The organism is Kitasatospora sp. NPDC033851 (assembly GCF_055576085.1).
Window position 1 is genome coordinate 250874 of the sequence record NZ_JBVIRL010000011.1, and the last position, 24455, is coordinate 275328.

Consider the following 24455-nt stretch of genomic DNA (forward strand, 5'->3'; position numbering starts at 1 on the left):
GCCGCCCGTCCCCCCAGGGCCCCGAACACCCCGTGCCGAGACGTGAGTAGAGGAAGCACCGTGATCCCGGTTTCGTACGCCCAACAGCGTCTCTGGCTGATCGACCAGATCGAGGGGCCCACCGCGCTGTACAACCTGCCGTTCGCCCTGCGCCTGCGCGGCGAGCTCGACACCGCCGCGCTGCACGCCGCGACGGCGGACGTGGTCGCCCGGCACGAGGCCCTGCGCACGGTGTTCCCGGTGGCCGGGGGAGTCCCGGTGCAGCGGATCCTGCCGGTCGAGGAGGCGCAGCCGCGCTTCCTGGTGGTGGACTGCGCACCGGCCGACTACCCCGCCCACCGGGACGCGGCGGCCGCCGAAACCTTCGACCTGAGCCGCGAACTGCCCATCCGAGTCACGGTGTTCACCCTCTCGCCGACCGAGCACGTGCTGCTCCTGGTCCTGCACCACATCGCCGGCGACGGCTGGTCCCTCGGCCCGCTGCTGCGCGACCTCGCCACCGCCTACCGGGCCCGGCTCACCGGCCACGCCCCCGACTGGGAGCCCCTGCCCATCCAGTACGCCGACTACGCGCTCTGGCAGCGCGACCTGCTCGGCGACGAGACCGACCCCGAGAGCCTGCTCGCCCGTCAACTCGCCCACTGGCGCACCGCCCTGGCCGGCCTGCCGGAGGAACTGGAGCTGCCGACCGACCGACCCCGACCGCCCGCCCCCACCGGCGCCGCCGACTCCGTGGACCTCGCCTGGGGCGCCGACCTGCACACCGCCCTGCTCGACCTCGCCCGCACCCACCGCACCACCCTGTTCACCGTCCTGCAGGCCGGCCTCGCCGCCCTGTTCACCCGGCTCGGCGCCGGCACCGACATCCCGCTCGGCACCGGCCTGGCCGGGCGCTCCGACGAGGCCCTCGACGAGCTGGTCGGCTTCTTCGTCAACTCCCTCGTGCTGCGCGCCGACACGTCCGGCGACCCGAGCTTCACCGAACTGCTCGGCCGCGTCCGGGAGGCCCAGCTCGACGCCTTCGCCCACCAGGACATCCCCTTCGAACGCCTCGTCGAGGAGCTCAACCCGCCCCGCGCGCTCGGCCGCCACCCGCTGTTCCAGACCCTGCTCGTCCTGCAGAACCACGGGCAGGACGCCGAACTCGCCCTGCCCGGGCTGGAGTCCGCCACCGAGCCGATCGGCCTGCGGGTCGCCAAGTTCGACCTCAACATCGGCATCGCCGAACACCACGGCCCCGACGGCGCCCCCGCCGGGCTCACCGGCTCGATCGAGTACGCCGCCGACCTCTACGACCACGGCACCGTCACCGCCCTGGCCGACCGGCTCGGCCGACTCCTGGCCGGCGCCGCCGCCGACCCGCACGCCCCCCTCGCCACCCTCGACGTCCTCGCCCCCGACGAGCGGACCCGCCTCCTCGTCGACTGGAACGCCACCGAGGCCCCCCGGTGGACCGGCACCCTCGCCGAGTCCTTCGAACGCCAGGCCGACCGCACCCCGCACGCCGTCGCCCTCGCCCACGACGGCGGCACCCTCGACTACGCCGAACTCGACGCCCGCGCCAACCGCCTCGCCCACCACCTCACCACCCTCGGCGTCGGCACCGAGACCCCCGTCGCGATGCTGATGGAACGCTCCGTCGACGTCATCGTCGCCACCCTGGCGGTCCTCAAGGCCGGCGGCTGCTACGTGCCCATGCACCCCGGCCTGCCGCCCGAGCGGATGACCGACGTGCTCGCCGACACCGGCGCCCCCGTGCTGCTCACCGACCGCGCCGACCCCGGCTTCCCGCACCGGGCCCTGGTCGTCCGCCCCGGCGACGAGGCCGACGCCCCCGCCCACCGCCCCGGCGTGCCCGTCCACCCCGACCAGCTCGCCTACGCGATGTACACCTCCGGCTCCACCGGCCGCCCCAAGGGCGTCGCCGTACGCCACCGCGACGTCCTCGACCTCGCCGCCGACCGGCGCTGGCAGGACGGCCGCCACCAGCGGGTCCTGCTGCACTCCCCGCACGCCTTCGACGCCGCGACCTACGAGATCTGGACGCCCCTGCTGGCCGGCGGCACCGTCGTGGTCGCCCCGCCCGGCGCCCTCGACGCCGCCGCCCTGCACGCCGTCGCCACCCGCCACGACGTCACCGCGGTCTTCCTCACCAAGGCCCTGTTCGACCTCGTCGCCGAACAGGCCCCGGAGACCTTCGCCGCCCTGCGCGTCGTCTGCACCGGCGGCGAGGCCGCCTCCGGCGTGCTGCTGCGGCGCGTCCTGGACGCCTGCCCCGACCTGCTGCTCGCCCACGTCTACGGCCCCACCGAGACCACCACCTTCGCCACCCACCACCCGCTCACCGCCGCCGACCTCGACGGCCCCCGGGTGCCGATCGGCGGCCCGCTCGACAACATGCGCAGCTACGTCCTCGACGACCGGCTGCGCCCCGTCCCGCCCGGCGTGCCCGGCGAGCTGTACATCGCCGGCGCCGGCCTGGCCCGCGGCTACCTCAACCGGCCCGGCCTGACCGCCGAACGCTTCGTCGCCTGCCCGTACGCGGACGGCGAGCGGATGTACCGCACCGGCGACCTCGTGCGGCTGCGCGCCGACGGCGCCGTGGAGTTCCTCGGCCGGATCGACGGCCAGATCAAGCTGCGCGGCTTCCGGATCGAGCTCGGCGAGATCGAGGCGGCGCTCTCCCGCCACCCCGCCGTCCGTCAGGTCATCGTGATCGCCCGCGAGGACCGCCCCGGCGACCTCCGGCTGGTCGCCTACTGCACCGCCGACCCCGCGCTCACCCCCGACGAGCTGCGCACCTTCGCCGGCACCACGCTGCCCGGCTACATGGTCCCCGCCGCCGTCGTCCTCCTCGACGCCCTGCCGCTCAACAGCAACGGCAAGGTCGACCGCCGGGCCCTGCCCGCCCCCGACCTCGCCACCGACGGCAGCGGCCGAGCCCCCCGCGACGAGCGCGAACGGGCCCTGTGCGAACTCTTCGGCGAACTGCTCGGCATCGACGACATCACCATCGACGACGACTTCTTCGCGCTCGGCGGCCACTCCCTGCTCGCCACCCGCCTCACCGGACGGGCCCGCACCGACCTCGGCATCGAACTCTCCATCGGCGACCTCTTCCAGGCCCCGACCGTCGCCGGGCTCGTCGAGCGGCTCGCCGGCCGCACCCCCGAGGCCCCCGCCCCGGCCCGCCCGGCCCTGCGGCCCGCCGCCCGGCCCGACCGGGTGCCGCTCTCCTTCGCCCAGCGCCGGCTCTGGTTCCTCGCCCAGGCCGAGGGCCCCTCGGCCACCTACAACGTCACCCTCGCCCTGCGCCTGCGCGGCCCGCTCGACGCCACCGCCCTCGAAGCCGCCCTCGGCGACGTCGTCCACCGGCACGAGGCGCTGCGCACCGTCTTCGGCGAGCAGGACGGCACCCCGTACCAGCGCGTCCTCGACGCCCCCACCGGTGGCCTGCTCACCGTCACCGACCGCCCGACGGACGAACTCGCCCGCCACACCTTCGACCTCGCCGCGGACCTCCCGATCCACGCCTACCTGCGGCCCGACGGCGCCGAGGAGCACGTGCTCGTCCTCGTCGTCCACCACATCGCCGGCGACGGTGCCTCGCTGGGCCCGCTCTACCGCGACCTCGCCGACGCCTACGCGGCCCGCCTCGACGGCGCGGCCCCGCAGTGGGAGCCGCTGCCCGTCCAGTACGCCGACTACGCGCTCTGGCAGCACGAGCTGCTCGGCGCGGAGGACGACCCCGACAGCCTGCTCGCCCGTCAACTCGCCCACTGGCGCCAGGCGCTGGCCGGTGCGCCCGAGGAGCTGCCGCTGCCGCTGGACCGCCCCCGCCCGCCCGTCGCGAGCCACCGCGGCGCGGTCGTCCCGCTGGAGTTCGACACCGCCCTGCACACCCGGCTCGGCGCGCTCGCCGCCGAGCACGGCGTGACCCTCTTCATGGTCCTGCGGGCCGCGTACGCCACCCTGCTACACCGCTTCGGCGCGGGCCCCGACCTCACCATCGGCACCCCGTTGGCCGGCCGCCTCGACGAGGCCACGCAGGAGCTGGTCGGCTTCTTCGCCAACACCCTGGTGCTGCGCACCGACCTGTCCGGCCGCCCGAGCTTCGGCGAGCTGCTGGCCCGGGTCCGGGAGACCGACCTGGCCGCCCACGCCCACCAGGACGTGCCCTTCGAGCGCCTGGTGGAGGAGCTGAACCCGACCCGGTCGACCGCCTGCCACCCGCTCTTCCAGGTGATGCTCGCCTTCGCGGGCGCCGCCGCGGACGGGCCCGCCCTCCCCGGGGTGACGGTGGCGGAGGAACCGGTCGACTTCGGCACCGCCACCTTCGACCTCACCCTCCGGCTGGTCGAGCGGCAGGGCGCCGACGGCGCCGCCGCGGGGCTGGCCGGCGTCCTGGAGTACGCCATCGAGCTCTTCGACCGCGAGACCGCCGAACAGCTGGCAGCAGCACTGGAGTTGATTCTCCGTCAGGTCGCGGCGGATCCGGCGCGGTCGGTCGCCGAGCTGGACGTCCTGCCGGCGGGTGAGCAGGCCGATGCCGCGGCGGGCCACCCGCCACTGCCCGAGCGGGTGCCCCTGGTGCCGACCGCCTTCGAGGCGCAGACCGCGGACACCCCGGCGGCGGTGGCCCTGGTCTGCGGTGAACTCACCCTGACCTACGCACAGTTGAACGCCCGGGCGAACGGCCTCGCACACCGGCTGATCGCGGCGGGCATCGGCCCCGAGTGCGTCGTCGCCCTCGCGCTGCCGCGCTCGGCGGAGACGGTGGTCGCCATCCTCGCCGTCCTCAAGGCCGGCGGCGCCTACCTGCCGCTGGACCCCGAGTACCCGGCCGAGCGCACCGCCGACACGCTGGCGGACGCCCGCCCGGCGCTGGTGCTGACCGACGAGCGCTGGCCGCTGCCCGAGGTGCTCGACGGACACCGGGTGCTCGTCCTCGCCGAGGCCGCGGCCGGGGCCACGACCGGGGCCGAGGACGCGCCGGACGCCGAGGAGAACCCGGCCCCGCGGGCCTCGGCGGCCGACGCCGCGTACGTGATCCACACCTCCGGCTCCACCGGCCGCCCCAAGGGCGTCGTGGTGCCGCACGGCAGCATCGCCGCCCTGCTCGCGGCCCACCGTACGGGCGTGATGGCGGGCGTCGCCCGGCAGCGGGTCGCGCTCACCGCCTCGCTCTGCTTCGACGCCTCCTGGGACGGCCTGCTGTGGCTGGTCGCCGGCCACGAACTGCACCTGATCGGCGGCGACGTGCGCCGCGACGCCCGGGCCCTGGTCCGCCACGTGCGCGAGCAGGGGATCGGCGTGCTGGAGGTGACACCCAGCTACGCCGAGCAGCTGATCGAGGAGGGGCTGCTGGCGGAGCCCGCGCCCGCCCTGGTGCTGCTGGGCGGCGAGGCCGTCGGCCAAGCGCTCTGGACGCGACTGCGCGAGGCGCCGAACACCGCCGCGCACAACCTGTACGGCCCGACGGAGTGCACGGTCGACGCCCTGACCCACCCGCTGGACGCCACCGAGCGGCCCGTGCTCGGCCGCACCGTCGCGGGCACCCGCGGCCACGTCCTGGACGAGTACCTCAACCCCGTCCCGGCCGGGGTGCCGGGAGAGCTGTACCTGGCCGGCGCGGGTCTGGCCCGCGGCTACCTGGCGCGGCCGGGCCTGACGGCGGAGCGCTTCGTCGCCTGCCCCTTCGAGCCCGGCGCCCGGATGTACCGCACCGGGGACCTGGTCCGCCGCACCCGCGACGGAGAACTCGAATACCTGGGCCGCACCGACCACCAGGTGAAGATCCGCGGCTTCCGGATCGAACTCGGCGAGATCGAACGCGCCCTGACCGCGCACCCGCAGGTGCTCCAGGCCGCCGTCCTGCCCGACGAGGACGGGCTGCGCCTGGTCGCCTACGTGGTCACCGACGGCCCGCTCGACCCGGCCGACCTGCGGACCACCGCCGCCCGGACCCTGCCCGGCTACATGCTGCCGGCCGCGATCGTGCCGCTGGACGCGCTGCCCCTGAACGCCAACGGCAAGCTCGACCGCCGCGCCCTCCCGGCGCCGGACTTCGGCGCGCTCTCGGCCGGTCGGGCGGCGCGCACGCCGCAGGAGGAGATCCTCTGCGGTGTGTTCGCGGAGGTGCTCGGCCTGGAGGCCGTCGGCATCGACGACGACTTCTTCGACCTGGGCGGCCACTCGCTGCTGGCCACCAAGTTGCTCAGCCGGGTCCGCGCGGCGCTGGGGGCGGAGTTGGGCATCCGGGACGTCTTCGAGGCGCCGAGCGTGGCCGGGCTGGCCGTCCGCCTGGACGCCGGCTCGGAGCGCCTGGCACTGAGCGCGGGCCGTGAACGGCCGGAGCGGGTGCCGCTCTCCTTCGCCCAGCAGCGGCTCTGGCTGATCGACCGGATGGAGGGCCCCAGCGCCCTCTACAACGCGCCCCTGGCGCTGCGCCTGGCAGGGGAGTTGGACACCGCCGCGCTGCGGCTCGCCCTCGGCGACCTGGTCGCCCGGCACGAGAGCCTGCGCACCCTGATCGCGGAATCCGACGGCACCCCGTACCAGCGGGTCCTCCCGGCCGAAGAGGCCGAGGTCCCGCTCGAAGCCCGGGACTGCCCGGCCGCCGAGGTGCCCGCCACCGTGGCCGCACTGTGCCGCCGCGCCTTCGACCTCCGCACCGAACTTCCCGTCCGCGCCGCCCTGCTGCGTGTCTCGGCCGAGGAGCACGTGCTGGTCCTGGCACTGCACCACATCGCCAGCGACGGCTGGTCCCTCGGCCCGCTGGTCCGCGACCTCACCTCCGCGTACACGGCCCGCGCCGGCGGCACCGCCCCCGGCTGGGCGCCGCTGCCCGTCCAGTACGCCGACTACGCGCTCTGGCAGCGCGAGCTGCTCGGCGAGGAGACCGACCCCGACAGCCTGGCCGCCCGCCAACTCGCCTACTGGAGCGAGACCCTGGCGGACCTCCCGGACGAGGCGACGCTGCCGCTGGACCGCCCCCGCCCGCCCGTCGCCTCCCACCGCGGCGACCGGGTCGCGCTCACCCTCGGCGCGGACTGCCACCGCGACCTGGTCGCGCTGTCCCGGGCCCACCGGGTCACCCTGTTCATGACCGTCCAGGCCGCGCTCGCCGCCCTGCTGACCCGCCTCGGTGCGGGCACGGACGTCCCGATCGGCTCGGTGGTCGCCGGGCGCTCCGACGAGGCCCTGGACGAGCTGGTCGGCTTCTTCGTCAACACCCTGGTGCTGCGCACCGACACCTCCGGCAACCCGAGCTTCACCGAACTGCTCGGCCGGGCCCGGGAGACCGCCCTCGGCGCCTACGCCCACCAGGACATGCCCTTCGAGCGCCTCGTCGAGGAACTCAAGCCGACCCGCTCGCTGGCCCGCCACCCGCTGTTCCAGATCATGCTGGTGCTCCAGAGCAACGAGCAGGCCGAACCGGCCACGGCGGGCCTGCACGTCGAACCCCTCGCGGCCGCCACCGGCTCCGCCAAGTTCGACCTCAGCCTGATCGCCGAGGAGTCCTTCGGCCCCGACGGCGAGCCCGCCGGAATCGACTGCGCCCTCGACTACGCCACCGACCTGTTCGACCGGGAGACGGTCGAGGCGATCGCCGTCCGGTTCGGGCGGCTGCTGGCGGCGGTGGCCGCCCGGCCCGAGCTGCCCATCGGCCGGATGGAGCTGCTCTCGACCGAGGAGCACACCGCGCTACCGACCGCCGGGGCCGCGCTGCCGGCCGAGGTCCCGCTGCTGCCGGCCGCCTTCGCGGCCCAGGCGGCCCGCACCCCGGAGGCCGTGGCGCTGGTCTGCGGCGACACCGCCCTGACCTTCGCCGAGCTGAACGCCCGGGCCAACCGGCTCGCCCGCCGCCTGCTGGCCGCGGGCGCCGGCCGGGAGTCGGTGGTCGCCCTCGCGCTGCCGCGCTCGGCGGAGACGGTGGTCGCCATGCTGGCCGTCCACAAGGCCGGCGGCGCCTACCTGCCGCTGGACGCCGAGTACCCGGCCGAGCGCACCGCCCACATGCTCGCGGACGCCCGCCCCGCCCTCGCCCTCACCGACGACCGCTGGCCGCTGCCGGAGGTCCTGGCCGGGCTGCGCACCCTGGACGTCGCCGCGTCCTCCGAGGGCAGCGCCGCCGACCCGTCCGACGAGAGCGCCGCCGACCCCGAGTGCGGCATCGACCCGGGCGACGCCGCCTACGTCATCTACACCTCCGGCTCCACCGGGCGCCCCAAGGGCGTCGTCGTGCCGCACGGCGCCGTCGCGGCCCTGCTCGCCGCCCACCGGGCCGCGCTGATCCGGGGCACCGAGCAGGCCCACGGCCGGCAGCGGATCGCACTCACCGCCTCGCTCTGCTTCGACGCCTCCCTGGAGCCCGTGCTCTGGATGTACGCCGGACACGAGCTGCACCTGATCGGCGACGAGCTGCGCCGCGACCCGGCCGCACTCGTCCGCCACACCGCCGCGGCGGGCATCGACGCCCTGCACATCACCCCGTCCTACACCGAGCAGCTGATCGAGGAGGGGCTGCTGGACGCACCCGCGCCGCGACTCCTGCTGCTCGGCGGCGAGGCCATCGGCCAGGCGCTGTGGCAGCGGCTGCGGGACGCCGAGGGCACCGCGGGCCACAACTTCTACGGCCCGACCGAGGCCACCGTGTACGCGCTCACCCAGCCGCTCGACGCCGTGGAGCGGCCCGGCCTGGGCGGCCCGATCGCCGGCGTGAGGACGTACCTCCTGGACGAGTACCTCAACCCCGTCCCGGCCGGGGTGCCGGGGGAGTTGTACCTGGCCGGCGCGGGTCTGGCCCGCGGCTACCTGGCGCGGCCGGGCCTGACGGCCGAGCGCTTCGTCGCCGACCCGTTCGGAGAGCCGGGCGCCCGGATGTACCGCACCGGCGACCTGGCCCGCCGCACCCGCGACGGCGGCGTGGAGTACCTGGGCCGCACCGACCACCAGGTCAAGATCCGCGGCTTCCGGATCGAACTCGGCGAGATCGAGCAGGTGTTGGCGCGCCACCCCGCCGTCCGTCAAACCGTGGTCACGGTACGGGAGAGCGACACCGGTGACCGCCGGCTGGTCGGCTACTGCACGGTGGACCAGGTGGACCAGGTGCGCCAGGATGCGCCCGAACTGGCCGTCGAGCTGCGGCGGTTCGCCGCCGAGTCGCTGCCCGGCTACATGGTGCCGGCCGCCGTCGTCCTGCTCGACGCCCTGCCCCTGACCGGCAGCGGCAAGGTGGACCACCGTGCCCTCCCGGCGCCGGACTTCGGTGCGCTGTCGGCCGGTCGGGCGGCGCGCACGCCGCAGGAGGAGATCCTGTGCGGGCTGTTCGCGGAGGTGCTCGGCCTGGAGAGCGTCGGCATCGAGGACGACTTCTTCGACCTGGGCGGCCACTCGCTGCTGGCCACCAAGCTGCTCAGCCGGGTCCGCGCGGCGCTGGGTGCGGAGTTGGGCATCCGGGATGTCTTCGAGGCGCCGAGCGTGGCCGGGCTGGCCGTCCGCCTGGGCACCGGTTCGGAGCGCCTGGCGCTGAGCGCGGGCCGTGAACGGCCGGAGCGGGTGCCGCTCTCCTTCGCCCAGCAGCGGCTCTGGCTGATCGACCGGATGGAGGGCCCCAGCGCCCTCTACAACCTGCCCCTCGTCCTGCGCGTGGCAGGGGAGTTGGACACCGCCGCGCTGGAACTCGCCCTCGGCGACGTGGCCGCCCGGCACGAGAGCCTGCGCACGCTGGTCGCCGAGGAGGACGGCACCCCGTACCAGCGGATCGTGCCCGCCGGGCAGGCCCGCGTCGAGGTCGAGCTGCTGCCGCCCGGCACCCTGCCGGAGCTGTGCACGGCGCGCCCCTTCGACCTGGCCACCGACCTCCCCGTCCGCGCCCACGTCATCCCGGCCCCGGCCGGCGAGCACCTGCTCGTCCTCGTCCTGCACCACATCGCGGGCGACGGCTGGTCGATGGGCCCGCTGCTGCGCGACCTCGCCACGGCCTACGCGGCCCGCACCGCGGGCGCGGTGCCGACATGGTCGCCGCTGCCCGTCCAGTACGCCGACTACGCGCTCTGGCAGCGCGAGCTGCTCGGCGAGGAGACGGACCCCGAGAGCCTGCTCGCCCGCCAACTCGACTACTGGCGCGAGGCCCTGGCCGGCCTGCCCGAGGAGCTGTCACTGCCCGTCGACCGGCCGCGCCGGGCGGCCGCCAGCCACCGGGGCGAACGCGTCGTCGTGCCCTTCGGCGCCGAACTCCACCGCGCTCTAGGTGAGTTGGCGCGCGAGCACCGAGTGACGATGTTCATGACCGCCCAGGCCGCGCTCGCCGCCCTGCTGACCCGCCTCGGTGCGGGCACGGACGTCCCGATCGGTTCCGTGGTGGCCGGGCGCTCCGACGAGGCCCTGGACGAGCTGGTCGGCTTCTTCGTCAACACCCTGGTGCTGCGCACCGACACGTCCGGCAACCCGAGCTTCACCGAGCTGCTGGCCCGGGTCCGTGAGACCCAACTCGACGCCCACGCCCACCAGGACGTGCCCTTCGAGCGGCTGGTGGAGGAGCTGAACCCGGCCCGGTCGCTGGCCCGCCACCCGCTCTTCCAGGTGATCCTGCTGCTCGAGGGCGCCGGGGACTCGGCGCCGCTCGCCGGGGCGGGGCTGGACGCCTCCGTGGTGTCCTCCGGCGGGTCGGTCGCCAAGTTCGACCTGTGCGTGGGCCTCGCGGAGTCCTTCGACACGGACGGCGCCCCCGCCGGCCTGGAGTGCGCGATCGACTTCGCCACCGACCTGTTCGACCGGGAGACGGTCGAGGCGATCGCCGTCCGGTTCGGGCGGCTGCTGGCGGCGGTGGCCGCCCGGCCCGAGCTGCCCGTCGGCCGGATCGAGCTGCTCTCGGCCGAGGAGCACACCGCGCTCCCGATCGCCGGGGCCGCGCTGCCGGCCGAGCTCCCGCTGCTGCCGGCCGCCTTCGCGGCCCAGGCGGCCGAGACCCCGGAGGCCGTGGCGCTGGTCCGCGGCGACACCGCGCTGACCTACGCCGAGCTGAACGCCCGGGCCAACCGGCTCGCCCACCGCCTGATCGGGGCGGGTGTCGGCCCGGAGCGCGTCGTCGCGCTGGCTCTGCCGAGGTCGGTGGAGAGCGTGGTGGCGATCCTGGCCGTGCTCAAGTCCGGCGGCGCCTACCTGCCGCTGGACGCCGACCACCCGGCCGACCGCATCGCCGACACCCTCGCCGACGCGGCCCCCGCCCTGGTCCTCACCGACGGCCGGTGGCCCAAGCCCGAGGCGCTGGCCGGACTGCGCACCCTGGACGTCGCCGAGCCCTCCGAGGACCGCACCGCCGACCCGGCGCCGCGCGCCGAGGCCGGCCACGCCGCCTACCTGATCTACACCTCCGGCTCCACCGGCCGCCCCAAGGGCGTCGTGGTGCCGCACGGCAGCATCGCCGCGCTGCTCGCCGCCCACCGTACGGGCGTGATGGCCGGCGTCGCCCGGCAGCGCGTCGCGCTCACCGCCTCGCTCACCTTCGACGGATCACTGGAGCCCCTGCTCTGGCTGTTCGCCGGGCACGAGCTGCACCTGATCGACGACGAGTTGCGCCGCGACCCGGCGGCCCTGGTCCGGCACGTCCGCGCCACCGGCATCGGCGCGATGGACCTCACCCCCTCCTACGCCGAACAACTCCTGGCGGAGGGCCTGTTGGAGGAGGCCGCGCCGTCGGTGCTGGTGCTCGGCGGTGAAGCCGTCGGACAGCACCTCTGGACCGCCCTGCGGGCGGCACCGGACACCGCCGCCCACAACCTCTACGGCCCGACCGAGGCCACCGTCTTCGCCCTCGCCCAGCCCGTCGACGCCGTGGAGCGGCCCGGCCTGGGCGGCCCGATCCCGGGCACCCGAGGCTACGTCCTGGACGAGCACCTCAACCCCGTCCCGCCGGGCGTGCCCGGGGAGTTGTACCTGGCCGGTGCGGGTCTGGCCCGTGGCTACCTGGCGCGGCCGGCCCTGACGGCCGAGCGCTTCGTCGCCGACCCGTACGGAGAGCCGGGCGCCCGGATGTACCGCACCGGCGACCTGGCCCGCCGCACCCGCGACGGTGGCGTGGAGTACCTGGGCCGCACCGACCACCAGGTCAAGATCCGCGGCTTCCGCATCGAACTCGGCGAGATCGAACAGGTGTTGGCGCGCCACCCGGGGGTGAGCGCCGCCGCCGTCCTGCCCGACGAGGACGGGCTGCGCCTGGTCGCCTACGTGGTCCCCGCCGGCCCGCTGGACTCCACGGGCCCGCTGGACCCCGACGGCCCGCTGGATCCCGCGGACCTGCGCGCCTTCGCCGCCGACCACCTGCCCGGCTACATGCTGCCCGCCGCCGTCGTCCCGCTGGCCGCCCTGCCGCTCACCACCAGCGGCAAGCTGGACCGCACGGCGCTGCCCGCACCGGACTTCGGGCTGCTCACCGGCGGCCGCGCCGCCCGGACCCCGCAGGAGGAACTCCTCTGCGCGCTGTTCGCCGAGACCCTCGGCCTGGAGGGCGTCGGCATCGACGACGACTTCTTCGACCTCGGCGGCCACTCCCTGCTCGCCATGAAGCTGCTCGCCCGCGTCCGCGCCGCCCTCGGTGTGGACCCCGGCATGCGGGCGCTGTTCGAGGCGCCCACCGTGGCCGGACTCGCCCGCCGGCTCGACGACGGCCCGGCGGCCGACGCCCTGGACGTCCTGCTGCCGCTGCGCACCGGCGGCGACCGCGCCCCGCTGTTCTGCGTCCACCCGGCCGCCGGCATCAGCTGGGTCTACTCCGGCCTGCTGCGCCACCTCGGCACCGACCAGCCGGTGTACGGCCTCCAGGCCCGCGGCCTGCGCGGGGGTGCGCCGGCGAGCGTCGCCGAGATCGCCGAGGACTACGTGCGGCAGATCCGCGCCGTGCGGCCGGCCGGCCCGTACCACCTGCTGGGCTGGTCCTTCGGCGCCGTGGTCGCCCAGGAGATGGCGGTGCGGCTGCAGGCCGAGGGCGCCGAGGTCGGCCTGCTGGCCCTGCTGGACGGCGCCCCGGCGGCGCGCACCGCCGACGCCCCGGTCGTCGAACCCGTGGACACCCTGGACGAGTTGCTGCGCTCGCTCGGCCACGACCCGGCGGACGGCCGCGGCCTGGAGAGCCTGAAGGCCGTGCTCGGCGAAGCCGTCGCGGTGCTGCCCGAGGTCTTCGACCGGCACCGCAAGCTGATGGCCGAACACGTGCCGGACCGCTACCGGGGGGACGCCGTCTTCTTCGGGGCGACCACCGGCAAGCCCGCGGACTGGCCGTACGAGCAGACCTGGCGGCCGTACCTGGACGGTCGGATCGAGCCCCACCGGCTCGCCTGCGCGCACGGCGAGCTGACCCAGCCGGAACCCCTCGCACGGATCGCCGCCGTACTGGCCGAGAAGCTTGGAGCGTGACCCGCGATGACCACCACCGTCCCGATCAAGTCACCGGTGCGGCCGGACCGGCCGCGCGGCCGGTGGGGCCTGTGGGCCCAGGGGGACTTCCGCCGGCTCTGGATCGGTGAGACCACCAGCAACCTCGGCACGGCCGTCGGGAGCGTGGCGCTGTCCCTGGTGGCCGTGGTCACCCTGGACGCCGGCCCGCTCGCGGTGGGCGTGATCAACGCCGCCTCCTGGCTGCCCTGGCTGTTCCTCGGACTGCCGGCCGGCGCCTGGGTGGACCGCTGGCCCCGGCTGCGGGTGATGCTGATCTGCGACCTGCTGCTGCTCGCGCTCTTCGGCAGCGTCCCGGTGGCCGGCTGGCTCGGGCTGCTCTCCCTCGCCCAACTGGCGGTGGTGGCCCTGCTGACCGGGGCGGTGAAGGTGTTCTTCTCCACCGCGTACGGGGCGGTGCTGCCCACCCTGGTGGCGAAGGCCGACCTGCTGGAGGCCAACGTCAAGCTGCGCTCCGGCGCCTCGGCGGCGGAGATCGCCGGCCCGGGCGTGGCCGGTCTGCTCTCCCAGGCCTTCGGCGCCGCCAGCGGGATGCTCGCCGACTCGCTCACCTACCTGGTGTCGGCGGTCTGCCTGCGGCGGATCCGGACCGAGGAGCACCCCCCGCCGGTGTCCGAACGGCGCGGCATGCCGCAGGAGATCGGCGAGGGCGTCCGGTTCCTGCTGCGTGACCCGTACCTGCGCACGCTGGCCTGCTTCGCCGCGGTCGGCAACCTCGGGCTGAACGGCATCCAGGCGGTGCAGACGGTCTTCCTGGTGCGCAGCGTGGGGATCGAACCCGGTGCGGTGGGCGCGGTGTTCGCGCTGGTGAGCGTCGGCGGGCTGGCCGGGGCGATGCTGGCCGGGCGGATCGCCCGCCGGCTCGGCACCGCGCGCGGGCTGATGGTCTGCGAGCTGGTGGTCGCGCCCTTCATCCTGCTGCTGCCGCTGGCGGGCGAGCGGCTCCCGCTCGTGGTGAGCGCGCTCGCCTGGGCGGTCGCGGTCTGCGGCGTGGTGGCGGGCAACGTCCTGGCCGGCAGCTTCTCGCAGGCCTACTGCCCGCCCGAGCTGATCGGGCGGATCCGGGCCAGCTCGGCGACCGTCAACTACAGCGCGATCCCGGTCGGCGCCCTGCTCGGGGGCTGGCTCGGCGAGGTGATCGGCGCCCGCAGCACCATCTGGCTGATGGCGGGCGTGCTGCTCTCGGCCGGGCTGGTGCTGCTGGCCGGCCCGCTGCGCGGCCTGCGCGACTTCCCGACCCGGCCGGCGGAGCCCGCCGCCTGACCTTCCCCGCCTGACCGTCTCCCCCTACCGTCCCGCACCCCCACACCGGAGGACCCGATGACCCGCACCGCCCGTCCGCGCCGCTACCTGATGTGCCGTCCAGAGCACTTCGACGTCACCTATGCGATCAACCCCTGGATGGACCCGGCCAAGCCGGTGGACACCGACCTCGCCGTCGCCCAGTGGGAGCGGCTGTACGCCCTGTACGCCGAGCTCGGCCACCACGTCGACCTGATCGACCCGCTGCCCGGCCTGCCCGACATGGTCTACGCGGCCAACGGCGCCACCGTGGTGGACGGCCGGGTGCTCGGGGCGCGCTTCCGCAACGCCGAGCGGGCCGCCGAGGGCCCCGCCTACCTGGAGTGGTTCCGCGACCGGGGCTTCGCGACGCACGACCCGGAGCACGTCAACGAAGGCGAGGGCGACCTCCTGCTGACCGCGAGCTTCGTGCTGGCCGGGCGGGGCTTCCGCAGCGTGGCGGAGGGGCACGCGGAGGCGCAGGAGTTCTTCGGCCGGCCGGTGGTCGGCCTGGAGCTGGTCGACCCGCGCTTCTACCACCTGGACACCGCGCTCTCGGTGCTCGACGGCGACGAGATCATGTACTACCCGGAGGCGTTCTCGCCCGGCAGCCGGACCGTGCTGCGCCGGCTCTTCCCGGACGCCCTGCTGGTGAGCGAGACGGACGCCGAGGTGTTCGGGCTCAACGCGGTGAGCGACGGCCTGCACGTGGTGCTGCCCGAGGCGGCGGTGGGTCTGGCGGCGCGGCTGCGCGAGCGCGGGTTCCGGCCGATCGGGATGGACCTGAGCGAGCTGCTCAAGGGCGGGGGCAGCGTGAAGTGCTGCACCCTGGAGATCCGCGAGGCGGCCTGAACCGGGCCCCGGTGACCAACGGTGCTCCGCCGTAGATCGACCGTTGACCGGCCCTCGCAAGACTGGTGCCACACCACGACGGAGACCTTCCCGACCGGGGAAGACACCAAAGGAGCACCAGAGATGACGCAGCGTCCGGCCACCGCCCCCGCCCGCCTCCGGCTGTTCACCGTCGGCCTGGGGGTGGTCGTCGCCCTGGGGGCCGGCCTGGCCGGCACGGCCGCGGTGGCGGAGACGGCCGGCACCGGGACGGCGACGGTGGTGGTCGGCGACGCGACGCCGACGCCCACCCCCGCCACCCCCAGCCCGACCGCCACCACCGGGCACGGCAGCACCCCCGACTGGAACAGCACCGGCTCCTGAGCGAGCCGCCGGTCCCATTGCAGGATCGATTCTTCTCAGCCAATCAGCCGTGAATCAGCCCTGGGCCAGCCCTGGGCCAGCCGTGAATCGGCAGGGCAACAGCACTGACTCAGCAGCGACCGGTCAGCGGGACGGTCGCCGCCTCCCGCTCGTCCTCCCGCTGCCCGTCCTCCCGCCGCCCGTCCCGAGCCGACGGGACGCCGTCCCCGCCCGGAGCGAGCAGCCCCGCCACCTCGTGGGCGTCCGGCAGCCCCAGGCGGACGAAGATCGCGTGCGCCTCCCGCCACCGCCCCCGCGCCTCGGCCCCGCGTCCCAGGTCCGCCAGCGTCCGGCCCAGCACCACCAGCGCCTGCGCGTGGTCCCGCTCGGCCCCCAGCTCCTCGCACAGCGCCAGCGCCTGCCCGGCGTGCTCCAGTGCCTCCTCCGTCCGGCCCAGCGACCGCAGACTGTCCGCCAACCGGTAGCGGGCGTGCGCGGCCCGGGCCTGCAGACCGGCCGCCGAGGCCACCGCCAGGCACTCGCCGAACCAGGTGACCGCCTCCTCGTGCCGCTCCAGCCCGTGCAGCGCCAGCCCCAGCACGTACAGCGTGTACGCCCGCCCGGGATCGTCGTTGCGGGTGCGCAGTTCGGCCAGTGCCTCGTGGCAGATCGCCACCGCCTCGGCGGCCCGACCGCTGCGCACCCGGGCCAGCGCGGCGTTGACCGTCGTCACCAGCTCCCCGGAGCGGTGGCCGAGTTCGCGGGCCAGCAGCAGGGCCTCGTCGTAGTGCTCGACGGCCTCGTCGTAGCGGCTGAGGAACTGGCAGACCAGGCCGAGGTCGTTCAGCGCCTGGCGCAGGATCACTGTGTCGCCGGCCGAGCGGGAGGCGGCCACGGCCAGGCGGGCGGCCGCCTCGGCCTCCTCCAGCCGGGTGGCGGCCAGCGCGACGTTGCCGCGCAGGAAGTGCGCGCGACCGGCTGCCCGGTGGTCGGCGCGGTGGGTGGCGGCGTCGGCGAGGGCCTCGGCGGTGGTGGCGAGTTGGCGGCCGGGCGGGGCGAGGGCGAAGGGGGTGAGCGCGATCAGCAGGTCGATCGCGGCGCGCAGCGGGTCCGGCAGGGCGTCCCGGGCGCCGGGACCGGAGTCGGCGTCGGAGGGGACGGCGTCGGCGGGAGCGGGGACGGGGCCGGGGGAGGGGGCCTCGGCCACCGTCCAGGCGGCCACCTGGGCGGCCAGCGCGATCGCCCCGGAGCCCTCCGCCTCGGCCCAGGCCCGGGCACCGTCCGGGCCGCCCAGCTCCACCCCGGCACTGCGGGCGGGCCCGAGCGCACCGGCCGCCGGATCCCCGGGGACGGCGTGCTGGAAGGCCGCGCACGCGGTGGCCAGCAGGTGGTCCAGCAGCCGGTCGCGGGCCTCGACGGCCGCGCCCGGGGCGTCGGGCCGGCGCCGGGCGAAGGCGCGCAGCAGGTCGTGGTAGCGGTAGCGGCCGGGGAAGGGCGACTCCATCATCGCCACGTCCACCAGGGCCTCCAGCAGGTCCTCGGCGTCGTACTCGTCGAGGTCCAGCAGGGCGGCCGCGGCGGCCAGGCCGATGTCCGGGCCGTCCACCGAGGCGACCAGCCGGAAGGCGCGGGCCTGGGCGGGCGTCAACTGGCGGTAGCTCAGTTCGAAGGCGGCCTCGACCGCCAGGTCGCCGATGCGCAGCTCGTCGATCCGGCGCCGTTCCACCGCCAGCCTGCGGCCCAGCGTCTGCACCGTCCAGCTCGGCCGGGCGGCCAGCCGGGCCGCCACGATCCGCACCGCGAGCGGCAGGTGGCCGCAGACGTGCAGCAGGTCCCGGGCGGCCTCCGGCTCGGCGGCCAGCCGTTCGGCGCCGATGGTGCGGCCCAGGAGTTCGAGCGCCTCCTCGGGCTCGAAGACGTCGAGGTCCGTCTGGACGGTCGCGGGTATGCCGGAGAGGCGGGTGCGGCTGGTGGTGAGTACGGCGCAGCCGACCGCGCCCGGCAGCAGGGGCCGGATCTGCACGGTGTCGTGGACGTTGTCGAGCACCAGCAGCAGCCGTCGGCCGTCCACCGCGGAGCGGAACAGCGCCGAGCGGGCGTCCAGTCCTTCCGGCACCGCGTCGGCCGACACTCCGAGGGCCAGCAGGAAGGCACTGAGCACCGCCTCCGGGTCGGCCGGGGTGGGGTCGGCGCCCCGCAGGTCGACGTAGAGCTGACCGTCGGGGTAGGTCTCGCGGACGCGGTGGGCGACGTGCAGGGCCAGCGCGGTCTTGCCGACTCCGCCCATGCCGACCACGGTGGCGATCACCAGCGCCTGCTGCCCCGGGGTGCCGAGGGCCTCGCCCAGCCGTTCGACGAGGACGGTGCGGCCGGTGAAGTCTGCCGCATCGGGCGGCAGTTGGGCCGGTCTTGGCGGTGCCGCCACCGGATCGACGGGCGGCTCCGGCGGGGCGGGCTCGGCAGCGGCCGGCTCCGCCGGGCCGGCCGGGGGCGCGGCGGGCGCCACGGCGGCCGCCGGAGCGGCGGGCTTCGGGGCGGCGAGCGCCGGGTCGCCCTCCAGGATCCGCCGGTGCAGCAGGTCCAGCTCGACCCCGGGCTCCACCCCCAGCTCGGCCAGGAACAACTGACGCACACTCCGGTAGACCGCCAGGGCGTCCGCCTGCCGCCCGGCCTGGTACAGCGCGCGCATCAGCAGCCCGTACGCCCGCTCGTGCAACGGGTGTTCGGTGGTCAGCGAGGTCAGCTCCGGAATGCACCGGGAGTACCGGCCCAGCGTCAGGTCCAGCGCGATCCGCTCCTCCAGCAGGGTCAGCCGCAGCTCCTCCAGCCGCTGGCGCTGGCGCTGCGCGAACGGCCCGGGGATGCCGGCCAGCGGCTCGCCCTGCCACAGGTCCAGCGCCTGGTTCAGCAGGTCGCGCGCCTGCTGCGGCTGTCCGGCGGCCGCCGTGCGCTCGGCCTGTGCCGCCAGCTCCTCGGCCTGCGCCGCGTCCACGGCGTGCTTGGGCAGCACCAGCCGGTAGCCGTCCCCGAACGAGGTCAGCACGTTCGGCGCGTCCGACTCCTCGCCGTGGAGGATCTTGCGCCACCGCCAGGCGTACGTCCGCACCGTCGTCATCGCGGTGCCCGGAGGCTCCTCACCCCACAGGGCGTCGATCAGGTCCGTGGCACTCGCGCCGTGTCCCGGCCGGAGCAGCAGCACCGCCAACATCGCCTGCTGCTGCGGACTTCCGACCTTCAGTACGGTAGTGCCACGCTGGGCCCGCATCAGTCCCAGCACCGAGAACCGGAAATCACCCATTCCTGCACCTGCCCGCCTCATGTGCTCGCCCCCGCCCGCGCACGTGCTTCCCCCCGATGATGAGCCCCTATCAACCCACGGCACCCCGGGGGCTGTCGAGAGATCGTCGACCCGGTGGTGATCCCGTGTTGATCGACCGTCACCACAATCAGTGGTGTGGCTCCCCTGCCGTCGGCCCGGCACGACCCGCCGGGCCCGCCACACCCCCGGCCGCCGGACCGCTGCCCGGCGACCACCCCAGCTCTCGGAGGCGGACGCCCGTGAACACCGACCTGCTCTACCGGCTGCTCGACGTCGACCCGGACGTCGGACCGGTCGAACTGCTCCAACGCGCCCGCGCCGTCCGCGACCTCCCGTACCTGGTGCTCGCCGCGCTCGCCCGGGAGGACGTCCGGATGGGCGACCACGCCCGGGCCGAACTGCGGCGCGCCCGGGACCGCTCCGACTGCTACGCCCGGCTCGCCCGCGACCTCGCCGGCGCCACCGGAGTCCGCCCGATCCGGGACCTCCCGCTGGCCGGCTACTACCCGTCCGACCTGCCCCGGCCGCTGGGCGAGCTCACCCTCGTCAGCCCCACCGAGGCCGCCCTCTGGCAGGCCGTCAACCGGCTGGTCACCGACCACCCGGTGGAGTCCGTGGAGGTCACCCTGCTCGGCGAGCGCCCCCGGCACACCGCCGTCACCGTGCGCTGGCCGGCCGAGGACCCGCTGCTCGACCCCTGGTACCAGGTACGGCTCGCCACCGCCGCCCTCGCCGGCGACCTCGCGACCGTCCCGGTCCGCCCCTACCTGGCCGCCGACGACCACGTCGAGGGCCTGATCGCCCTCGCCGAGGAAGGCCTCGGCCGCACCTTCCACGCGGGCGACGTGCTCGACGTGGCACACCTGACCGGGCAGCCCTTCGAACCCGTCGAGACCGCCGCCGTCGTCGCCGCCTACCGGCTCGCCCCGGAGACCGTCGCCCTGCTCGACCTCGCCGCCGAACACCTGCCGCTGGGCTCCCTCGCGGGCGTGCGCACCGTCCTGGAGGCCGAGGTCGCCCCCGAACTCCAGCGCCGCCGGACCACCACCCGCCCGCTCCGACCGCGCCACGGCACCCTGCTGCGCCGCACCGTCACCCGGCACCAGTGGGACGAGGCCGTCCTCCTCCCGGCGGGCGCCGCCACCCTGCTGCTCACCCCGGTCGCCGACTACCTGCTCACCCCGGAGGGCACCCGGCCGACCGTGCCCGAACGCACCGCCGCCCTCGCCGCCCTGCACGTCTGGGACACGACGGCCCCCGGCACCCCGGGCACCCCCGGCACGGCCCCCTGCGGCCTGTCGCGGCCGCGCCACCGCTGAGCTCCGCTCCGCGGGCGTGGCGGCGCTCCGCGCAGGTCGGGAGCCCCCGTGGAACGGATGCCGTGCGCCGCGCGGTTCAGGCCGGATCCGGGCCGATCGAACCCCGGACGATGCGCCGTCCGTGGTACCGGCTGAGGCCGGTCGGCAGCCGGCACGAGGACGGACACGGGAGAACAGCGATGGCCAGGTACCAGGGCGCGAGCCGGATCACGGTGACGGCGGTGGAGGGACGGTATCCGCAGCGGGCGGTGGTGACCGTCCGGGGCGCCGCACCGGTGGAGATCCCCGGCGAGGTCGGCGCCGTCCACACCGTCGAGGCGAAGAGCTGGCAGCTCGACCTGGAGCACCGCGACCAGGGCGAGTGGTGCCCCAACATCCGTGCCGTCCAGGGCCGTTGGCAGGAGATCCGGGGCGTGGAAACGCAGGTCGTGCACAGCCGCAACCGCGACCGGACCGGCGACCGGCAGGACCGCAACCTGGTGCTGCGGATCGAGCGGGTCACGCCGCGTGGTGACGAGCCCGCCGCCGTGACCGCCCCCGCCGCGCGCCGCACCACCACCGGGCACCACGCCCCGGCGGCCTCCACGGGCCCGGCCGCGCCGCGCACCTCCGCCGGCCCGGCGAGCGGCCCGGCGATCGGCACCACGGGCGGCAGCACGGCCCCGAGCGTACGGACGACCACCTCGGGCTCCTCCTGGAGCGGCTGACCGGGGTCGGTCGCGGCGGTCCGGATCGGGCACGGCGGTCCGGGCGCGGGCACCCGGCGGTTCCGGGGCGGGTACCCGGCGGTCCGGATCGGGCGCGGCGGGCCGGCGGCAATCGTTGGGAAACTTTCCTAACGAAAGCCATTGACCCCGGGGCCTCGTGCCCCGATCCTGTGAGACACCCGTCGGCGGACCGCCGCCGCCGTCCGCACGGGTGGACCGCTCCCGCCTCCCTGACCCACCGTCACCGTATTCCTGGCTCGACGAAAGTGAGTTGGCATGCGCAAGACCATCGGAGTCCGTCTCACCGCCCCGCTGCTCGCCACCGCCCTCGCCCCGGCCGCGCTCCTGCTGGCCCCCGCGACCTCCGCGGCGGCGGCCCCCACGTCGGCATCCCCTGCGGCGGCGGCCCCCGCCGCGACGGCCGTGCCCGGGATGGCCGCCGCACCGTACGAGTACCTCGGCTGGGGCAACCCGCAGAAGCCGGCCGACGTGATGAAGGCGGCCGGGGTCAAGTGGTTCACCCTGGCGTTCATCCTCTCCGACGGCGGGTGCACCCCGAAGTGGGACGGCAGCCGGGCGCTCGCCGGGGGCTCCGACGAGGCCGCCATCAAGTCGATCCGGGCAGCCGGCGGTGACATCGTGGTCTCGGTCGGCGGGTGGAGCGGGAACAAGCTCGGCGAGAAGTGCACCAGCGCGAGCGCGCTGGCCGGTGCCTACCAGAAGGTGATCGACGCCTACCAGCTGAAGGCGCTCGACATCGACATCGAGAACACCGAGTTCGGCAACGCGACGGTCCGTCAGCGCGTGGTCGACGCGCTCAAGATCGTCAAGACCAAGAACCCGGGCATCGTCACCTACGTCACCATGGGCACCACCCCGAGCGGCCCGGACGCCAACGGCAAGGACCTCATCAAGCGGGGCGCCGCCGCCGGCCTGGCGAACGACGGCTGGGTGGTGATGCCCTTCGACTTCGGCGGCCACAGCGGCAGCATGGGGCAGGCGACGGTCGGCGCGCTCGACGGACTGAAAGCCGCGGTCAAGAGCGCGTACGGCTACAGCGACGACGCCGCGTACCGGCACATCGGCGTCTCCTCGATGAACGGCAGGACCGACGAAGCGGGGGAGACCGTCACCACCGGCGACTTCCGCACCATCCTCGGGTACGCGAAGCAGCACCACCTCGCCCGCTTCGCCTTCTGGGCCGTCAACCGGGACCGGGCCTGCGGCTCCGGCACGGACGCCGACGCCTGCAGCGGCGTCACCCAGTCCCCGTACGAGTTCACCAAGATCGTCGTCCAGTACCAGGGCTGAGGCGCCCCGGCGGCCCTACGCCTCCGGACGGCCGGTCCCCCGAGGGCTGGTCCCCTGACCGTCGGCCGTCTCCGGAAGACCGGTCTCCTGGCGGTCGATCTCGCTCTCCCGGACCAGCCAGAGCGCGAGGCCCGCGCCCGCCAGGCTGACCAGTCCGCCGAGCAGCAGCACGAGGTTCAGGCCGTCCAGGAAACCGGCCCGGGCGGCGGCCGACGCGGCCGCCCGGGCCGGCTCGGGAAGCCCGGCGAGCACCTGCGGCAGACTGCCGGAAGAAGCGGCCTCGATCAGCTCGCGAGGACGGGACCCCTCCGCGATCGGCGTGCCCGCCGCCAGTTCGCGGACCTTGTGGGAGCCCCGGCCGACGAAGATCGCCCCCCAGACGGCGATGCCGACCGCGATCCCGACCTGCCGGAAGGTGTCGTTGATGCCCGCCGCCATGCCGCTCCGCTCCTTGGGCACCACGCTCACCGCGACATCGGCGATCACCGGGTTGATCAGCCCGACACCCGCGCCGCCCACCAGGAAGCCGGCCAGCAGCCCGGTCCAGGTGTCTTCGGGCTGGATGTCGCCCATCAGCAGCATGCCCGCACCGACCGCGACGAGCCCGACGCAGAGCATCAGCCGGGCCGGCACCCGGGAGAGCAGGACCCCGGCCACCGGTGCCACGAGAAAACTGAGCACCGTGATCGGCAGGTAACGAACCCCCGCCGCGAACGGCGAAAGCCCGAGATAGTCCTGCAGGTACAGCGTCAGATAGAGGAACAGCGCGAACAGCGAGCTGGAGACGGCGAACGCGGCCAACTGCACACCGGTGAACGCGTGCCGACGGAACAGCCCGAGCGGCAGCATCGGCTCGGGCACACGGCGTTCGATCCACACGAAGACGGCGAGCAGGACGGCCGCGCCGACGAACAGTGCCACGATCAGCGCGCTGCCCCACCCCTCGGCGTTGCCCCGCACCAGCGCCAGGACGAGCAGGAACAGCCCGCTGCTGAACGCCGCGACCCCGGGCCAGTCGATCCGGGTGGCATTCGGGTCGCGGCTCTCGGCCAGCTTGAGGTAGGTGACGACCAGGGCGGCCGCCCCGATCGGCACATTGAGGTAGAAGATCGACTCCCAGCCGAGCGAGTCCGTGAGCGCCCCGCCGACCAGCGGCCCCACCGCGACGGCAATCCCGATGGTGGCCCCGTAGATGCCCATCGCCGTGCCGCGCTCACGCCCGGGCGGGAACTCCTGTGCGACCAGGGCCAGCGACACCGCGAACATCACCGCGCCGCCGACGCCCTGCACCGCACGCGAGACATTGAGGAAGACCGGATTCGGCGCCAGCGCGCACAGCAGCGAGGCCCCGGAGAAGACCACCAGCCCCGCCGCGAAAGCCCGACGCCGCCCGAGCCGGTCAGCCAGCGAACCGGCCGTCAGCACCAGAGCGGCCAGCGAGAGCGCGTAGGCGTCGAACACCCACTGCAAGTCGGTGAAGCTCGCGCCCAGGTCCTTGCGGATGGACGGCAGAGCGACGTTGACCACGGTGATGTCGAGCAACAACATGAACGTCGCGACCGTGACCGCGATCAGCGTCCACCACTTGCGTTGCACCGCTGTCGGCCTCCTTCGGGGGAACTGCGCACGGTCCGCCGACCGTACGTAACCCCCTCACCCCAACCCGGGCCGACACGGCCGGACCCACCCACGGAGCCCCCGTCCGGTCCAGCCCGCCGACCAAACCCCGCCGACCACCTGACGGAGGCGATCAGACGATCGGCTCGCAGCCGATCGCGCCCCACGACGGCCGCTACCGAGGGGCGGCGCCCGTCGACGGCCGCTCACGTCGGATTCCCGGACCAGGGTGGCCTGCCGGACGGGCGGATG

9 protein-coding genes are annotated in these 24455 nt (G+C 75.2%); 7 read left to right on the forward strand and 2 right to left on the reverse strand.

The features are described from left to right. The first annotated feature begins 60 nt into the window (after positions 1-60). The 4 genes from ACZ51D_RS22590 to ACZ51D_RS22605 all read left to right on the forward strand — a co-directional run bounded on the left by ACZ51D_RS22590 (position 61) and on the right by ACZ51D_RS22605 (position 15951). Positions 61-13416 (forward strand): non-ribosomal peptide synthetase, encoded by a 13356-nt coding sequence (locus ACZ51D_RS22590; RefSeq protein WP_465663371.1) that lies wholly within the window; start codon positions 61-63, stop codon positions 13414-13416. A 6-nt stretch (positions 13417-13422) separates the two neighbouring features. Beyond that, positions 13423-14718: an MFS transporter gene (locus ACZ51D_RS22595; protein ID WP_465663372.1), complete on the forward strand. Its 1296-nt coding sequence runs from the start codon at positions 13423-13425 to the stop codon at positions 14716-14718. Between the two features lie 57 nt (positions 14719-14775). Then, positions 14776-15588, forward strand: a complete 813-nt coding sequence (gene ddaH / locus ACZ51D_RS22600) for a dimethylargininase (RefSeq protein ID WP_360499011.1) — start codon at positions 14776-14778, stop codon at positions 15586-15588. Between the two features lie 123 nt (positions 15589-15711). After that, positions 15712-15951 carry a hypothetical protein gene (locus tag ACZ51D_RS22605; RefSeq protein WP_360499013.1) on the forward strand — a complete coding sequence of 80 codons (240 nt, stop codon included), beginning with the start codon at positions 15712-15714 and terminating at the stop codon, positions 15949-15951. Between the two features lie 109 nt (positions 15952-16060). Here the strand turns inward: ACZ51D_RS22605 and ACZ51D_RS22610 are convergent, their stop codons facing one another. Next, complete coding sequence (locus tag ACZ51D_RS22610; RefSeq protein WP_465663373.1) at positions 16061-19228, reverse strand: AfsR/SARP family transcriptional regulator; 3168 nt, start codon at positions 19226-19228, stop codon at positions 16061-16063. A 260-nt stretch (positions 19229-19488) separates the two neighbouring features. Here ACZ51D_RS22610 and ACZ51D_RS22615 point away from each other — a divergent pair, with 260 nt between their 5' ends. The 3 genes from ACZ51D_RS22615 to ACZ51D_RS22625 all read left to right on the forward strand — a co-directional run bounded on the left by ACZ51D_RS22615 (position 19489) and on the right by ACZ51D_RS22625 (position 22586). After that, positions 19489-20568, forward strand: a complete 1080-nt coding sequence (locus tag ACZ51D_RS22615) for a hypothetical protein (RefSeq protein ID WP_465621396.1) — start codon at positions 19489-19491, stop codon at positions 20566-20568. Positions 20569-20747: 179 nt separating this feature from the next. Then, the gene (locus ACZ51D_RS22620; protein WP_465621397.1) at positions 20748-21275 is read left to right on the forward strand and encodes a hypothetical protein; all 528 of its coding nucleotides are present in this window, start codon (positions 20748-20750) and stop codon (positions 21273-21275) included. Between the two features lie 276 nt (positions 21276-21551). Next, positions 21552-22586 (forward strand): chitinase, encoded by a 1035-nt coding sequence (locus tag ACZ51D_RS22625; protein ID WP_465663374.1) that lies wholly within the window; start codon positions 21552-21554, stop codon positions 22584-22586. Between the two features lie 15 nt (positions 22587-22601). Here the strand turns inward: ACZ51D_RS22625 and ACZ51D_RS22630 are convergent, their stop codons facing one another. Further along, positions 22602-24182: an MFS transporter gene (locus ACZ51D_RS22630; protein ID WP_360499023.1), complete on the reverse strand. Its 1581-nt coding sequence runs from the start codon at positions 24180-24182 to the stop codon at positions 22602-22604. Between the last annotated feature and the right edge of the window lie 273 nt (positions 24183-24455).

Bases quoted from the DNA above. Each gene is read 5' to 3' on its own strand.
- ACZ51D_RS22595 (WP_465663372.1), top strand. From the start codon at position 13,423: ATGACCACCACCGTCCCGATCAAGTCACCGGTGCGGCCGGACCGGCCG.
- ddaH (WP_360499011.1), top strand. From the start codon at position 14,776: ATGACCCGCACCGCCCGTCCGCGCCGCTACCTGATGTGCCGTCCAGAG.
- ACZ51D_RS22605 (WP_360499013.1), top strand. From the start codon at position 15,712: ATGACGCAGCGTCCGGCCACCGCCCCCGCCCGCCTCCGGCTGTTCACC.
- ACZ51D_RS22610 (WP_465663373.1), bottom strand. From the start codon at position 19,228: ATGGGTGATTTCCGGTTCTCGGTGCTGGGACTGATGCGGGCCCAGCGT.
- ACZ51D_RS22620 (WP_465621397.1), top strand. From the start codon at position 20,748: ATGGCCAGGTACCAGGGCGCGAGCCGGATCACGGTGACGGCGGTGGAG.
- ACZ51D_RS22625 (WP_465663374.1), top strand. From the start codon at position 21,552: ATGCGCAAGACCATCGGAGTCCGTCTCACCGCCCCGCTGCTCGCCACC.